Source organism: Yinghuangia sp. ASG 101 (genome assembly GCF_021165735.1).
Lineage (GTDB): Bacteria > Actinomycetota > Actinomycetes > Streptomycetales > Streptomycetaceae > Yinghuangia.
On sequence record NZ_CP088911.1, the window covers coordinates 5929262 to 5945033 of the forward strand.

10 protein-coding genes are annotated in these 15772 nt (G+C 71.9%); 6 read left to right on the forward strand and 4 right to left on the reverse strand.

Translation table 11 applies throughout. From position 1 onward, the window contains the following. Nucleotides 1-48: 48 nt before the first annotated feature. Together LO772_RS25485 and LO772_RS25490 are read right to left on the reverse strand one after the other, a co-directional pair. Nucleotides 49-1452, reverse strand: a complete 1404-nt coding sequence (locus LO772_RS25485; RefSeq protein ID WP_231774367.1) for a metallopeptidase TldD-related protein — start codon at nucleotides 1450-1452, stop codon at nucleotides 49-51. After that, complete coding sequence (locus LO772_RS25490; protein WP_231774368.1) at nucleotides 1449-2966, reverse strand: TldD/PmbA family protein; 1518 nt, start codon at nucleotides 2964-2966, stop codon at nucleotides 1449-1451. The genes LO772_RS25485 and LO772_RS25490 overlap by 4 nt, the downstream gene beginning before the upstream one ends. Before the next feature lie 329 nt (nucleotides 2967-3295). On the opposite strand from LO772_RS25490, the gene fabG reads away from it, so the two are divergent. From fabG to LO772_RS25515, 5 genes are all read left to right on the forward strand, one after another. After that, nucleotides 3296-4000: a 3-oxoacyl-[acyl-carrier-protein] reductase gene (gene fabG, locus LO772_RS25495; protein ID WP_231774369.1), complete on the forward strand. Its 705-nt coding sequence runs from the start codon at nucleotides 3296-3298 to the stop codon at nucleotides 3998-4000. A 4-nt stretch (nucleotides 4001-4004) separates the two neighbouring features. After that, complete coding sequence (fabI, locus tag LO772_RS25500) at nucleotides 4005-4778, forward strand: enoyl-ACP reductase FabI (protein ID WP_231774370.1); 774 nt, start codon at nucleotides 4005-4007, stop codon at nucleotides 4776-4778. Between the two features lie 455 nt (nucleotides 4779-5233). Continuing rightward, the gene (locus tag LO772_RS25505) at nucleotides 5234-5551 is read left to right on the forward strand and encodes a hypothetical protein (RefSeq protein ID WP_231774371.1); all 318 of its coding nucleotides are present in this window, start codon (nucleotides 5234-5236) and stop codon (nucleotides 5549-5551) included. Nucleotides 5552-6358: 807 nt separating this feature from the next. Next, entirely contained in the window at nucleotides 6359-8701 is a 2343-nt protein-coding gene (locus tag LO772_RS25510) for an MMPL family transporter (RefSeq protein ID WP_231774372.1), read from the forward strand. A gap of 121 nt (nucleotides 8702-8822) precedes the next feature. Next, nucleotides 8823-9338, forward strand: a complete 516-nt coding sequence (locus tag LO772_RS25515) for a SixA phosphatase family protein (RefSeq protein WP_231774373.1) — start codon at nucleotides 8823-8825, stop codon at nucleotides 9336-9338. Nucleotides 9339-9554: 216 nt separating this feature from the next. Here LO772_RS25515 and serB read toward each other — a convergent pair whose 3' ends face one another. Further along, the gene (serB, locus tag LO772_RS25520; RefSeq protein WP_231774374.1) at nucleotides 9555-10745 is read right to left on the reverse strand and encodes a phosphoserine phosphatase SerB; all 1191 of its coding nucleotides are present in this window, start codon (nucleotides 10743-10745) and stop codon (nucleotides 9555-9557) included. 363 nt (nucleotides 10746-11108) lie between these two features. Continuing rightward, on the reverse strand, nucleotides 11109-12674 hold the full coding sequence (locus tag LO772_RS25525; RefSeq protein WP_231774375.1) for a streptophobe family protein: 1566 nt from the start codon (nucleotides 12672-12674) through the stop codon (nucleotides 11109-11111). A gap of 458 nt (nucleotides 12675-13132) precedes the next feature. Between LO772_RS25525 and LO772_RS25530 the strand changes: the two genes are divergently transcribed. Beyond that, nucleotides 13133-15640 (forward strand): FHA domain-containing protein, encoded by a 2508-nt coding sequence (locus tag LO772_RS25530; protein WP_231774376.1) that lies wholly within the window; start codon nucleotides 13133-13135, stop codon nucleotides 15638-15640. The last annotated feature ends 132 nt before the right edge of the window (nucleotides 15641-15772 follow it).

Here is a 15772-nt window from a genome sequence, read left to right on the forward strand (position 1 = left end):
GCTCGGGGCCCCGCGAGCAGGCCGCCGAGGGCCGGGGAGACCGGCCGGCTACGACGCCTGGCTCACCGAGCTCATGTTGAAGTCCGGTACGCGGAGCGGCGGCATCGCCGCCCGCGAGAAGTAGTCGCCCCACTCGCGGGGCATGGTCCGCTCCGTACGCCCCGCCTCGGTCACCCGGCCCAGGAGGTCCACCGGCGACTCGTTGAAGCGGTAATTGTTGACCGCACCCACGACCTCGCCGTCCTCGACGAGGTACACCCCGTCGCGCGTCAGGCCCGTCAACAGGAGCGTCTGCGGGTCGACCTCGCGGATGTACCACAGGCATGTGAGCAGCAGACCGCGTTTCGTCGAGGCGACCATATCCGCGAGCGACCGGTCCGCGCCCGTGTTTTTCAGGACGAGGTTGTCCACCTCGGGGGCGACGGGCAGGCCGGTCAGATTCGCCGCGAAACGGTTGGCCGGCAGTGCCGACAGCACGCCGTCGGCGATCCACGACGTCGCCTCCAGCGGCAGCCCGTTGTCGAACACCGACGAGGCGTCGCCGGACGCCACGGCCGTCGAGAACGGCGCACACGCGAGACCCGGGTACGCCGGATCCCCCAGCAGCGTCAGCGGCAGTGTCGACAGCTTCTCGCCGACCCGCGTCCCGCCGCCGGGCTTGCCGAACACCGTGCGGCCCTCGTGCGCGTCGCGGGCGCCGGCCGACCACGCCAGGTAGATCATCAGGTCGGCGACCGCACTCGGCGGCAGCAGCGTCTCGTACCGGCCCGCGGGCAGGTCGACCTGCCGCGCGGCCCACCCCACGCGCTGCTCCAACTCGGCCTCGGCGGCGGCGACGTCGACGTCGGTGAAGTCCCGCGTCGCCACCCCCGCCCACGCGGACCGGCTCATGTCGGCGGACTTCGCGTTCAACTCGAACGTGCCGGTGGGCTGGTCGTGCCGGGCGCGCAGGCCGGCCGAGTTGCCGACATACGTCGACGTCATCTCGTGCTGCGCGAAGCCGTACAGCTTGCGCCCGCCCGACCGGGCCCGTGCGAACGCCTCGCCCAGCGCCGGGGCGAACGCGCGGAACACCTCGATCGACGTGTGCGCGGGCGCGTCGTCGAAGCCCGCACCGAACCGCGTCCCGCCGACGAGCGGATTGGCGTCCTCCGCCGGGCCCGCGTCCCGCGCCGCCCGCTCGGCCGCGCGGACCAGATCCTCCAGCCCGTCGACGGTCACGCCGCTGCGCGACACGACGCCGGCCGCCGTCCCCTCGGTGCCGTCGACGGTGGCGATCACGGTCACCTGGCGGCCCCGCGTCAGCCCGTTCGTGGTCAGCGCGTTGCCCGCCCACCGCAGGTTCGCGGTCGTCGACTCGCGCACGATCACCACGCAGCCGTCGGCACGCGAGAGTCCGAGCGCGCGCTCGACGATCTCGCCGGGCCTGGTCACGGTCTTCGCTTCGGTCATCGCCCGGCCTCCTGCACCGTGTTGAGCACGCGAACACCCCGGAACATCGCGGACGGGCACCCGTGGCCCACCGCCGCGACCTGGCCGGGCTGCGCCTTGCCGCAGTTGAACGCGCCGCCGAAGCGGTACGTCGACGGACCGCCGAGGGCCTCCATCGAGCCCCAGAAGTCCGTCGTCGTGGCCTGGTACGCGAAGTCCTTCACCTGGCCCGCGAGCCGGCCGTTCTCGATGCGGTAGGCGCGCTGGCCGGTGAACTGGAAGTTGTAGCGCTGCATGTCGATCGACCACGACTTGTCGCCGACGATGTAGAGGCCGCGCTCGACGCCCCCGATCAGGTCGGCGGTGGAGCGGTCCTCCGCGGCGGGCCGCAGCGAGACGTTGGCCATGCGCTGCACCGGCACATGCGACGGCGAGTCGGCGAACGCGCAGCCGTTGGAGCGCTCGAAGCCCTGCATGCGGGCCATGTTGCGGTCCGTCTGATAGCCGACCAGGACGCCGTCCTTGACGAGGTCCCAGCTCTGCGTGGCCACTCCCTCGTCGTCGTAGCCGATCGTCGCCAACCCGTGCTCGGCCGTGCGGTCGCCGGTGACGTGCATGATCTCCGAGCCGTACTTCAGCGAGCCGAGCTTGTCGAAGGTCGCGAACGACGTGCCCGCGTACGCCGCCTCGTAGCCCAGCGCGCGGTCCAGCTCGGTGGCGTGACCGATCGACTCGTGGATCGTCAGCCACAGGTTGCCCGGATCGATCACCAGGTCATAGGTGCCCGCCTCGACCGAGGGAGCGGCCACCCGCTCGGCCAACAGCGAGGGGATCTCCGCCAGTTCGGCCTTCCAGTCCCAGCCGGTGCCAGTCAGGTACTCCCAGCCGCGGCCCACCGGGGGCGCCAGCGTGCGCATCGACTCGAACGCGCCGCCGTTCACGGCGACCGCCGTCAACTGCGGGTGCAGGCGCACGCGTTGCTGCGTGGTCGTGGTGCCCGCGGTGTCGGCGTAGAACTTGTTCTCCTGCACGGCCATGAGGGACGCGTCGACGTGGTCCACGCCGTCCGCCGCCAGCAGGTCGCGGCTCCACTGGGCGAGCAGGCCGATCCGATCGGCCTCCGGAACCTCGAACGGGTTCACGTCGTACGCCGACACCCACACCGCGTCCTCGTGGACCGGCTCGGGCGCCAGCTCGACACGGTCGTCCGACCCGGACGCCGCGGCGACCGCCCGGGACACCCGCGCCACCGCGACGGCCTCCTCGGCGACCCGCACGGCCGCGTCGACCGTGAGGTCCACGCCCGCGGCGAAGCCCCACGCGCCCTCGTGCACCACGCGGACGGCGAAGCCGACGTCGGTCGCGTCCAACGACATCTCGGTGCGGCCGTCGCGCAGCCGAAGGTGCGCGTCACGGATGCGTTCGAGACGGAAATCCGCGTGGGCGGCCCCCAGCTCGCGGGCCCGCTCCAGGGCGGCATCCGCGAGCCGGCGCAGTGGATACGCCGTGAACGCCGGATCGATCGGGTGTGGCACGGGTCAGCTCACCTGTCCTTCTGCCGCGTCGGGTGCTCCGGGGTGCCGGGCACGCTCTGCGTGGGCAGTCAATCACGCGGACGGGATGTGGCCCGGAAGTTTTCCACAGGCACGGCGGCACAGGCCGGTTGGCGAGTTCCCACAGTGCCGACGCGCTTCTTCTTGTGGATGGCGATTCCACCAAAATCCCGAGGGACCGATACGGTCGTGGACCATGGCGCGGTTCGCGTCGGAGGCGGCGCCCGAGCGCCCGAAGGGGCTGAAGGGGCCGAGGGGCCGACGCCGCGGGCACCGGGCAGACACCGCAGACACCGATAAGGAGTGATCCGTTGAGCCGGTCCGTTCTGGTCACCGGAGGCAACCGAGGCATCGGCCTGGCGATCGCGCGGGCCTTCGCCGCGGAGGGCGACAACGTCGCGGTCACATCCCGATCCGGGAAGGCGCCCGACGGCCTGTTCGGCGTCCGCTGCGACGTGACCGAGCCCGAGCAGGTCGAGCAGGCGTTCAAAGAGGTCGAGGAGCACCAGGGCCCGGTCGAGGTGCTGGTCGCGAACGCCGGCATCACCAAGGACACGCTGCTGCTGCGCATGGGTGAGGACGACTTCGCCGAGGTCGTCGACACCAACCTGACCGGCACGTTCCGCGTGGTCAAGCGCGCGAGCAAGGGCATGCTGCGGGCCAAGAAGGGCCGCATCGTGCTCATCTCGTCCGTCGTCGGGCTCATGGGCTCGCCCGGCCAGGCCAACTACGCGGCCTCGAAGGCCGGCCTCGTCGGCTTCGCGCGGTCGCTCGCCCGCGAGCTGGGTTCGCGCAACATCACCACCAACGTCGTCGCGCCCGGGTTCGTGGACACCGCGATGACCGAGGTCCTCGGCGACGCCCGCAAGGCCGAGATCCTGGCCCAGGTGCCACTGGGCCGATACGCGAGCACCGAGGAGGTCGCGGGCGTGGTCCGCTTCCTGGCCTCGGACGCCGCGTCGTACATCACCGGAGCCGTCATCCCCGTCGACGGCGGACTTGGAATGGGGCACTGACGCCATGGGTGACCTTCTGGTCGGCAAGCGCATTCTCGTCACCGGCGTCCTGACGGACGCCTCGATCGCCTTCCACGTCGCGCGGCTCGCGCAGGAGGAAGGCGCCGAGGTCGTCCTCACCGGCTTCGGCCGGCTCTCGCTCGTCAACCGCATCGCGGGCCGGCTCCCCAAGCCCGCGCCGGTCATCGAGCTGGACGTCACCAACCAGGAGCACCTGGACGCGCTCGCGGACAACGTGCGCCAGCACGTCGGCGGACTCGACGGCATCGTGCACTCGATCGCGTTCGGCCCGCAGGACGCGCTCGGCGGGAACTTCCTCAACACGACGTTCGAGGACGTCTCCACCGCCGTGCACGTGTCGGCGTACTCGTTCAAGGCGCTCACCACCGCCCTGCTGCCGCTCAAGCCGGCGGACGGCTCGCTGTCGGTCGTGGGTCTGGACTTCGACGCGCAGGTCGCGTGGCCCGGCTACGACTGGATGGGCGTCGCGAAGGCCGGGCTGGAGGCCACGTCGCGCTACCTCGCCAAGTACCTCGGCGACCAGGACGTGCGTGTCAACCTGGTCTCGGCCGGCCCGGTCAAGACGATGGCGGCCCGCTCGATCCCCGGCTTCGACAAGTTCGAGGGCGTATGGAACGAGAAGGCGCCGCTCGGCTGGGACCTCAACGACCCGGAGCCGGCCGCGCGCGGCGTCGTCGCGCTGCTGTCCGACTGGTTCCCCAAGACCACCGGCGAGATCGTGCACGTCGACGGCGGCCTCCACGCGATCGGCGCCTGACCGCCGCGAAGCACTCCGCGCGACGCCGGGTCGAGGCGCGACGGAGCGCGGCCCCGCACCGCGGGCGCCGGGCATGGCACGGGAGTTCGGGTTCCCGCGGCGCGGGGACGCGGCCGTGTTTCGGCGGGCCCACGGTGGTTCTCGGCTTGATCGGGCCGGACGCGCATCGCGTCCGGCCCGAGGCTTTGCCTAGCTCGGGGCCCGATGCCCCGGGCGGCACCGACGGCCGCTGCTCGTCACGCGGCGGCGCTCCACCGGCCCGCCCGCGGACTCGTGTGCGGAGGGGCGGCTCGCCCGTCGGGGCGGTGCCTCCCGGCCGACGTCGGCTGCCGCCGATCCCCCCGCGCGCCACACCGTCCGCGTCGGCTCGACGGCCGCGGGCGTGCTGCTGGTGCGTGCTCCCGGGGGCGCGGCCCCCGCGCCTTCCCCGCCCGAGCGTCTGCGAGACTCGACGCATGTCCGCATCACCGCCGCAACCCGCGCCCGAGCCGAGGCCGTCCGGCAGGGGAGAGTCGTCGAAGGAGCGGTACGCCCGAGCCGTCGCGGCCCGCAAGGCCCGCGAGGACCAAGAGCGCACCGCGGAGCTGGCGGCCCGCAAGGCCCGCGCCGAAGCGGAAGCCGCCGCGTTCGCCGCGAAAGGCGACGAGACGTGGACGCCCGTGCTCGCACCGCCGGACCCCGACAAGCCCGCCAGCCGCGCGATGCTGGGCATCCTCGGCGCGATGGCCCTCATCACCGGCCTCATCGCCATCCTGGCGACCATCCTGAGCTGACCCGGGCCTGCCGCGATCCCTCGCGCTCCCGACCCCCGGTCCGTGAGCCGACGCCCCGCCCACTCGCGATCCCCGCGCGACGGCTCGACGGCGGGCGTCCGGATTTCCGCGAGCCTGACCGTCGTTCGCGAGCCGGCACCGCGTGGTCGGCAGCGCGGACGTGTGCCGCGCGAGCTGCTTCGCCGTCGCGCGTCGGTCCCCGGCGGCCCTGGTCCGAAGCCGCGCGGTCTCGGCCGTCGTCGCGAGTCGGGCCTTCGGGTCGCGTGGGCGAGTGCGTGAGGAGTCGCCTCCGCTCGCGATGACGGCGGGCCGACCGCCGCGCATGACGCCGGGACGGCCGCCGCGTCGGGGGCCGCAACGGCGAGCGAGGCGCGAGCCGGCTTTCCTCGCCGACCGAGGCCTGGCCGCGTGCGCCCTCTTCGCTGCGCTTGCCGAGGCCGGGGCCTGCGTCCCGCCGCCCGGTCTGCGGGTGACGGTTGCGAGTGGTGCGGCGCGTGTGGGGGCCAACTTGTCCTTTTGTTATCGCATTCCGCGCATCCTGGACAACCGATGTGCGTCGCTTGATCGTGCCCGCGTAGCTTTCCCACCACTACGTCTATGAGTCGACTCCTCCTCCGGCCGCGCCGCCGCCGTCGGTGGTGGGGTTAGCCCCACCCCGTACTCGGGCGTCCGCACCCGACGGATACGGATGTCCGCCGGATGGGACCGTCGGGCGGCTGCTCGTAGCGTCGTACCGACAACACGGGAACCTCCGACTCGGGGCGGTTCCTTCACCGCGTACGCACACGCGACAAGGAGAGCGAACCCATGGCACGCAGGCGCAATCTCGCAGCCTCAATGGGCGGATGGAGTGCAAGAAACCGCAAGACAGCCGTTGCCGCCTGGCTTCTCTTCGTCGTTCTCTCCGTCGTCATCGGGGGCATGATCGGGTCGAAGGAACTGTCCGAGGGGGACATGACCCCGGGCGAGGCCGGACGCGCGGAGAAGATCATCGAGGACGCCGGGGTCGAGGACCCCGCGGGCGAGATGATCCTCGTCACCGGAACGTCCGTGCCGGCGACGGACCCGACGGTCCGCGCCGCGGTCGAGGACCTGATCACCCGGATCAACGCCACCGGCGAAGTGGAGAACGTGCGTTCGCCGTACGACCCCGCCGTGGACGGTGCGATCTCGGCGGACCGGACGTCGGCCCTGATCCAGTTCGACATCAAGGGCGACCCGGACGACGCCGTCGACAAGCTCGATCCGATCGTCGACGCGGTCGACGCCGGCAAGTCGGCGCACCCGGACGTCACCGTCGAACAACTCGGCGACGCGACATCGGAGAAGTGGTTCAGCAACACCTTCGACAAGGACTTCAAGACCGCCGAGTGGACCGCCGTCCCGCTCGCCCTCGGCATCCTGCTCATCGCGTTCGGCGCCATCGTCGCCGCGCTGCTGCCCGTCGTCCTCGCACTGACCGCCTTCGTGGCCGCCGGGGTGGGCCTGCTGGCGATCGCCACCCGCATCGTCCCCACCAGCGAGGTCACCATGTCGGTGATGCTCCTGATCGGTCTCGCGGTCGGCGTCGACTACTGCCTGTTCTACATCCGCCGTGAGCGCGAGGAGCGCGCCAAGGGCCGCTCGCCCGAGCGTGCCCTGGAGATCGCCGCCGCCACCTCCGGCCGCTCGGTGCTCATCTCCGGCGTCACGGTGATGGTCGCGATGGCGGGCATGCTGCTCACCGGGCTCCAGCAGTTCCAGTCCATGGCGCTCGGGACGATCCTCGTCGTCTTCACCGCGATGCTGGGCTCCGTCACCGTGCTGCCCGCGCTGCTGTCGATGCTCGGCGACAAGGTCGACGCCGGCAAGATCCCCGGCCTCGGCCGGATGCGCCGTCCGTCGCCGGACGGCGGCAAGTTCTGGGGCGTGATCCTCGGCACCGTGCTGCGCCGCCCGCTGATCTGGGCGATCGTCGCCGGTGGTGCGCTGATCGCGCTGACCATCCCGGCGCTGGGCATGAAGCTCTCGCTGCTGCCGATCGACAAGGAACTGCCGAAGGACGTCTCGATCGTCCAGACCTACCAGCACATCAACGCGAAGTTCCCCGGCGGCCCGTCGCCGGCCCAGATTGTCGCGAAGGCCGACGACGTGAACGCCCCCGAGTTCCGGAGCGCCGTCGCCGCGCTGAAGGAGCAGGTCGCCGCCGACCCGGTGCTGTTCACCGACCAGATCGACGTCCGCACCTACCCGGGGCACGACGACCTGGTGGCCATCCAGGTGCCGTTCACCGGTGCGGACGACGTCAAGGCCCTCGAGAAGCTGCGCGACCAGATCATCCCGGACACGCTGGAGAAGGTCCCGGGTGTGGACGCGCCGGTCAGCGGTGACGTCGCGGGCACCGAGGACTTCAACGCGCAACTGGACAAGACCACGCCGCTCGCGTTCGGCTTCGTACTCCTGTTCGCGTTCCTGCTGATGCTCGCGTCGTTCCGCTCGCTGGTCGTCGCGATCACCGCGATCGTGCTCAACCTGCTCTCGGTGGGTGCCGCGTACGGTGTGCTGGCCATCGTCTTCCAGCACGGGTACGGCGACTTCCTGGTCGGCACCGAGGCACCCGGCTCGATCATCTCGTGGCTGCCGCTGTTCCTCTTCGTGGTGCTGTTCGGCCTGTCGATGGACTACCACGTGTTCGTCGTCAGCCGCATCCGCGAGGCGTACGACAACGGCATGGACACCAAGTCCGCGGTCGCGCACGGCGTCCGCAGCACCGCCGGCGTCGTCACCAGCGCCGCGGTCATCATGGTGGCGGTGTTCGCGGTCTTCGGCACGCTGTCGATGCAGCAGATGAAGCAGATGGGCGTGGGCCTCGCGGTCGCGGTCCTGCTGGACGCCACGATCATCCGCGCGATCCTGCTCCCGGCCGTGATGGGTCTGCTCGGCGAGCGCAACTGGTACCTGCCGAAGTGGCTGGGCTGGCTGCCGCAGATGGAGCACGGCGCCGGGCCGGACGACGACGACCGGGACCTCGTCCGCGAGCCGGTGCCGGCCGGAGCCGTCGCGGCACCGTACGGCCAGGCGGGCGGATACGCGAACGGCTACGGCGACGACTACGACCGGAACGGGGCCGTGTCCGGCTCAGGACGCATCCCGAGGCCGCCGGTCGGCTGACGCCGCGGCCGGAAGGCCACGATCCGATCAATCGAACACAAGGTCACAGCGCGGTGGGTCCCGGTCGGCAAAGACCGGGACCCACCGTGCGTGCCCCGGGAATTCTGAGAGGCTGGATTCCATGGCATCGCAGCGACAGCGCACACTCGTGGTGGTCCGGCACGCCAAGGCGGATTGGCCGGACGTCCCCGACGTCGAACGACCCCTGGCGGAGCGCGGCCGGCAGGACGCGCCGCAGATCGGCAATTGGCTGGTGAGCCAGCGCGTTCACCCCGACCGCGTGGTGTGCTCGCCCGCGCGGCGCACGCGCGAGACGTGGAAGCTCATGGGCAAGGCCTTCGAACCGCGCCCGCACACCGCCTACGACGACCGCATCTACGAGGCCACCGCACAGTCGCTCCTGTATGTGGCGCAGGAGACCGAGGACGACGTCGACACCCTCGTCCTGATCGGCCACAGCCCCGGCGTCGCGACCCTGGTCTCGGCGCTGGCCGGCAGCGCGGACGGGGACGCGCTGGACCGGGTGCGGGAGAAGTACGCGACATCCGGGGTCGCGCTGCTGCGTTTCGCGGGACCGTGGAGCGAATTGAACGAGAAAGCCGCGCATCTGGTGGCATTCGCGACTCCGCGGGCCTGAGACCAAGGCCGGGCGTTCGGAAACGGGCGCCCGACCCCGCGGCCGGGCCGACTGTGCGAACAGATACCGTGCATTTTTTGAAACGCGACCGTATCTTTTTACGCCGCGCGCTCACCTGGTGGCGCGCTTTTCCCGTCGCATCCGGTGGGTTTACGCGGAACGGATTTCTTTTTTCCGGACGCGCACCGGCAGCGCATTTCGGGTGACCGCCCGACGTCAGGCCTCGTCGGCGGCGTCCGCGGACTCGACTTCCTCGCGGGTGAGCCCGAGAAGGAACAACACCGTGTCCAGGAAGGGAAAGTTGACCGCGGTGTCGGCCGCTTCGCGGACCACCGGCTTGGCGTTGAACGCGATGCCGAGGCCCGCGGCGTTGAGCATGTCCAGGTCGTTGGCGCCGTCGCCGATGGCGACCGTGGACGACAGCGGCACCCCGGCGTCCGCCGCGAAACGCCGCAGCATCAGGGCCTTGCCGGGCCGGTCGACGATGTCGCCGACCACGCGGCCGGTGAGGCGCCCGTCGACGACCTCCAGGGTGTTGGCGGCGGCGTAGTCGAGCCCGAGGCGTTCCACCAGCACATCGGTGACCTGCGTGAACCCGCCCGACACGATGCCGACTTGGTAGCCGATCCGCTTGAGGGTGCGTACGAGGGTGCGCGCGCCGGGGGTCAGCCGCACCTGGTCGCGCACCGCCTCGATGGCCGACGCCTCCAGCCCCTCCAGCAGGGCGACGCGGGCCCGCAGCGACTCGGCGAAGTCCAGCTCGCCGCGCATCGCGGCGGCGGTGACCGCGGCCACCTCGTCGAGGCACCCGGCGTGCTCGGCGAGCAGTTCGATGACCTCGCCCTGGATGAGCGTCGAGTCGACGTCCATCACGACCAGGCGCTTCGCCCGCCGCATCAGCCCGGCCTGCTGCACCGCCACGTCGATCTGCCGCGCCGCCGACTCGGGCGCCAGCTCGGCGCGCAGCTTGTCGGTCTCGACGCCGGAGACCTGCAGCTCGATCGCCGTGACCGGGTATTTCGCGAGTCGGAATATGCGGTCGATGTTGGCGCCGGTGGCCGCGATGCGCCCCGCTATGGCGGCGACCGCGTCGGCCTTGAGCGGGCTCCCCAGCACGGTCACGTGCGAACGGCCCTCGCCGCGCGGCCTGTTGTCGCCGCTGCCGGAGATGATCTCCATGTCGAGGCGCTCGGCCTCGGCCCAGCGGTGCAGGCGGGCGCGCAGGTCGCCCTCCCGCACGGGGGCGGGGATGAGGACGCACAGGGTGAGTCGGCCGCGGGTGACCGTCTGCTCGATGTCGACGACGTCGAGAGCGTCCTCCGCGAGGGTCTCGAACAACGAGGATGTGATGCCGGGATGGTCCTTCCCGAAGATCTTGACGAGAAGAGTGCGGGGCTCGGCGTCCATGGTTGATCACGGTACCCGGCCCACCACCGGACTCGCCGCGCGGTACCGGTGGGTGGACACACGCGCGCGCGGCCGTGCGCGGACGCCCGGATTCCGCCGGGGCCAGGAACGGGGGCCCTCCGGGCCGCTCGCGCGGGACACCGGTCGGGGCCGTTGACGCGCGCCCGCGTCAACGGCGTGGTTCCGCGGGGAGGGGCGGTGATGCCCGGGCGGGGCACCCTCGCGCACGACGGCCCCTCCGGGCCGCTCGCGCGGGACGATCGGTCGGGGCCGATGGCTCGCCGCCGCGCGCCGACGGCGTGATGACGGCCGGGCGAAGCGCCCGTCGGGCGCCGACGGCCTGTCGGTACCGCTGGCGGCGGGTCAGGGGCCGTACGGGCCTCTCGGGCTGTTCGGGGGTGGGTACGGCGGGTTGCCGCCCGGGGGGAAGTCGGTGCGCGGGTTGTACGCGGGCGCTCCCGGGCCGTACGACGGTGCTCCGGGGCCCGCGGGCCGCTGCCCCGGCCACGCCCCCGGCCGCGGCGCGTGGCCCCCTCCGGGCGGCTTCGTGCGGCGGCTCGCCTGGACCGCGCGGATCCAGGCCGCCAGGGCGCCTCCGAGCAGCCCGGCGCAGGCTCCCCACAGCAGGCCGAAGCCGGCGGTCATCAGGTAGTCGGCGTGCAGGGAGACCTGTCCGCCCGGTTCCGCGACGCCGCCGAGCACCTGGACCGCGACCTTGAGGTGGATCTGCGCGATGGCCGCCGCGATGACCGCGGTGACCGCGAACGCCACCCCGAAGCGCCACGCGTGCTGGTGGAGCCGTACCTGCGCGGGCGACCGCAGGGCGGCCACGGTGCCGCCGAACAGCAGCAGGATCGCCGAGACCACCGGCACCCACCAGGCCCGGCCGTCCAGCTCGGCGAGGCGTCCGACGGTGATCGGCATGTCCCGGCTGCCGGACTCGTTGAGCAGTTGGCCCAGCGGGCCGGGGAGGCCGAAGCTGAAGTCGCCGCCGCCCGAGGACTTCCACTCGACGCCGAGGCCGAGCGTGACCAGCAGCCACATGACGTTCGGCAGCGCGAGCAGCATGCCGCCGATCATGCGCTTGGGCTCCGGGGCCTCCGCCGCGACGAAGGGGGCGCCGATGATGCCGAGGACGACCGCGCCCAGGAACACCGCCATGACGCCGGCGACGGGCGGGCGCAGGACGTCCCGGTAGCGCAGCCAGAGCCGGGGGAGGGGGCCGCGCGCCGACACCGCGAGCGCGACGACCATCGTCAGCAGCATCCACACGAGGCCGAAACCCAGCGTGGTCGGGGCGTCGGTGGTGAACTCGGCCGCGGCGCCGAGGTTGAAGACGCCCATCAGCTCGGCGGCGTCGACCTGGGGGATGGCGTCCCCGATCGGCAGTGCGTGGCTGCCGAGGGCCACGCACGCGCCCAGCCCGGCGGCGGTGAACACCGCGATCCGGGCCATGTGGGCGATGAGTTCGTCGATGCCGATGACGAGCCGGTAGCGCAGCGGGCGCAGGAAGAGCCAGCCGAGGACCAGTGCGCCGACGAGCCCGATCCCGAACATCAGGAGGTCGACCTCGCCGCCGGCCTCGGCCACCGGGACATCGCCCAGAATGCTCCCGAGGATGCCCTGGTCGCCGGTGCTCTCCGCGCCCTTGAGGTCGACCTTGCCGCCGACCGCGAGTGCGACCGCGGCGGCCACCAGCGCCGGCATCGACCCGCCGCCGAGGTCGCCGGCCCCGAGCAGCCACAGGGCCAGCCACGCGGTGAACGCCATGGCGGCGAACGCGGCGACCACCGCCACGAGTGCGTGCAGCCACGCCTCGGGGCCGCCGAAGAGCCGGGCGGCGGAGGTCTGCGGCGCCGCGGCCGGAGGGAACGGCGGCCCCGCGGGGGGCTGTCCCGGTGGCCGCTGCGGAGGGTTGGTCCAGGACAACGGCCCGCTCCCTGCGGAAGAAATGACAAGGGCGAAGCGATTCCCGGCCCCCATCGGACATCAACGACTATCGGACCCGCGTGTGACACACGTCAACGGGATCGCCGTACGGGAGACACATTCGGACGGCACGGGTGTGATTTGGGGGCATTGCCGCGGCATCCGGCGGTACCCGGCGGTGTGCGGCGCGGGGTCGGGCGATCGGGCGAGTCGTGCCGGGCGCGGGGCCGGGCGCTCGTCGGGAAAGCGGACGAAGGCGGTGGCGGCACGCTGTTTTCGGCGGACGGGCAGTTGCCCGAAACGTCGGGAACACCGTGTTCTGACTGCCTGTCACATCACCGGCCCGGGTGATTTGTCCCGCGTGGCGTGTCGTTCGCGTGTGCGCGGCGCCGATCGGCGAGGGCAAGCGGCCGGGAACTGGTGCCGCACGGGCCCGAAGGTCCCTAGACTCGCTCCATATGGGGGGTAGAAACGCTTCCGAAGACCCGGCCGTCCCGCAGCTCACCGCGAGCACGGACACCGGGCAGCCCGTCGTGCTCGACCCCGGGCGCGACTACATCGTCGGTCGCGACCCGCAGTCGTGCAACGTCGTCGTCGACGACCGCCGCGTCTCCCGCCGCCACGCCGTGCTCCGCGTCGCCGGGGACGGCTGGGAGCTGGTCGACACCGGCAGTGTCAACGGCACGTACGTCCGCGGGCAGCGTGTCAACCGCGTCGTCGTCGGCGGCGGGGTCGAGGTGCTGCTCGGCGACCCCGATGACGGCGGCAGGCTGCGGCTGGGCCCGACCGCAGCGGCAACCGAACTGGTGCCCGCCGGGCAGCAGTCGCAGGCACCCCCGCCGCCCGTCGGCGCCGGGCCGGGCGGCGCGCCCGGTCCGGGCCGGGGGAGCGCGGTGCCGCCGCCCCCTGCCGGCGCGGACGGCCGCCCCCCGTGGGCCAACATCGTGCCCGGGCCGTACGCCGAGTCCCGGCCGAGTGTGGACCGGCGCCCCAGCGTCGTCATGCAGATCCCGGTCAAGACGCTGCGCATCGGGCGGGCGCTCGACAACGACCTGGTGCTGACCGACCTGATGGTGTCGCGCCACCACGCCGAGCTGCGGACGACGCCCGGCGGCCGACACGAGATCGCCGACCTGGGCAGCCACAACGGGACGTACGTCAACGGTGTCCCGGTCGAGCGCCAGGTCCTCGGCCCGAACGACATCGTCGGCATCGGCCACGCGACGTTCCGGCTCGACGGCAACGAACTGCGCGAGTTCATCGACACCGGCGAGGTGTCGCTCCACATCAACGGCCTGGAGGTCAAGGCCGGCGACAAGACGCTGCTGCACGACGTGTCGTTCCCGATCGGCGAGCGCACGCTGCTCGCGGTGGTCGGCACGTCCGGCGCCGGGAAGTCCACGCTGCTGAAGGCGCTGACCGGTTCGCTCCCGGTGAGCAGCGGCAACGTGCTGTACGACGGCCGCGACATGTTCTCGCAGTTCGCCGAACTGCGGCAGCGCATCGGCCTGGTGCCGCAGGACGACATCCTGCACAAGCAGTTGACGGTACGTCAGGCGCTGCGCTACGCAGCCCGGCTGCGCTTCCCCGGTGACACCGAGAAGGCCGAGCGCGCCCGCCGCGTCGAGGAGGTCATCGCCGACCTCGGGCTGACCGAGCGCGCCGAGCTGCCGATCCACAAGCTGTCCGGCGGCCAGCGCAAGCGCGTCAGCGTCGCGGTCGAGCTGCTGACGAAACCGTCGCTGCTGTATCTCGACGAACCGACCTCGGGGCTCGACGTCGGCTCGGCCGGCGACCTGATGGACAACCTGCGCAACCTCGCCGACGACGGCCGCACGGTCATCACCGTCCTGCACGACCTGGACAGCGCCGAGGTGTGCGACCGCCTGCTGGTGCTGGTCACCGGCGGGTACGTCGCCTACTACGGCCCGCCCGGCGAGGCGCTGGAGTACTTCGGCAAGGAGAACTGGCGCGACGCGTTCAAGATGCTCAACCGCGAGGACGGTGTCGAGCTGGCGGCGCGGTTCCGCGAGTCGGAGCCGCACGCGCGCTACGTGCAGAGCGGCCTCGCCCCCGTCGTGTCGCCCACGCAGCAGGCGGAGCGGGCGCAGGTCAAGCCGCCGAAGCCGCAGAGCTGGGGGTCGCAGCTGGCGACACTGTCGCGGCGCTACCTGTCGGTTATCGCGTCCGACCGGAAATACCTCGCCCTGCTGCTCGCCGCGCCCATTCTGCTCGGTGCCCTGTGCCGGGCCATTCCGGGCAAATTCGTGGGGACGCCGGGGGCTAATCAGGACATCCTCACCAAATTGCTGGTGCTGTTCGTCATCAGCGGGCTCATGGGTTCGGCGACCGCGGTCAACGAACTCATCAAGGAACGCGCGATTTATCAGCGGGAGCGCAGTGCGGGATTGTCCGTATCCGCATATCTGTGTTCCAAATTGCTGGTGCTCGGGCTGATCGCCGCGTTGCAGGGCATAGCGCTCACCGCGGTCGCCTTGGCCGGGTATGAGATGCCCGACGAGGGAGTGGGCCTCGGACCACCGGTCGTCGAAATCGGTATCGCGGTGGTTTTGTCGGCCGTGGCCGCGATGGCCCTCGGCCTGGTGATCTCCGCCCTCGTGTCGACCCCCGAGTTGACGATGCCGCTCCTGGTGGTCGTCGCGATCGTGCAGGTCGTGCTGTGCGGCGCGTTGTTCCCGCTGACGGGTGCGCTGGTGATCGAGCAGGTGTCGTGGATCGCGCCGGCCCGGTGGGCGTTCTCGGCGGCGGCGGGCAGTGTCGACGTCCTCGTCCAGATGCCCGACAAGGGCGACAAGCCGGATCCGCTGTGGAAGTCCGAACCGCGGGTGTGGTACACGAACATCGCGATCCTGGGGGCGCAGATCGTCGTCTACACGACGGCCGCGATGCTGCTGCTGCGGCGCCTCGACCCGAAGGTGGGGACGCGCAAGGCCAAAAGGCGCTAGTCCGGGAGCTGTGGGGGCGTCGGCGGGGGTGGACCCGGCCGGCGCCCTTCGTCTTGTCCGCGCTCTTGTCCGCCGTCCGGGCCTCCGTTCGGGCCTCCGTCTGGGCCGCCGAAGTGCCGGAACGTCGTTCCC

Bases quoted from the DNA above. Each gene is read 5' to 3' on its own strand.
- LO772_RS25510 (WP_231774372.1), top strand. From the start codon at position 6,359: ATGGCACGCAGGCGCAATCTCGCAGCCTCAATGGGCGGATGGAGTGCA.
- serB (WP_231774374.1), bottom strand. From the start codon at position 10,745: ATGGACGCCGAGCCCCGCACTCTTCTCGTCAAGATCTTCGGGAAGGAC.
- LO772_RS25505 (WP_231774371.1), top strand. From the start codon at position 5,234: ATGTCCGCATCACCGCCGCAACCCGCGCCCGAGCCGAGGCCGTCCGGC.
- fabI (WP_231774370.1), top strand. From the start codon at position 4,005: ATGGGTGACCTTCTGGTCGGCAAGCGCATTCTCGTCACCGGCGTCCTG.
- LO772_RS25515 (WP_231774373.1), top strand. From the start codon at position 8,823: ATGGCATCGCAGCGACAGCGCACACTCGTGGTGGTCCGGCACGCCAAG.
- LO772_RS25485 (WP_231774367.1), bottom strand. From the start codon at position 1,452: ATGACCGAAGCGAAGACCGTGACCAGGCCCGGCGAGATCGTCGAGCGC.
- LO772_RS25530 (WP_231774376.1), top strand. From the start codon at position 13,133: ATGGGGGGTAGAAACGCTTCCGAAGACCCGGCCGTCCCGCAGCTCACC.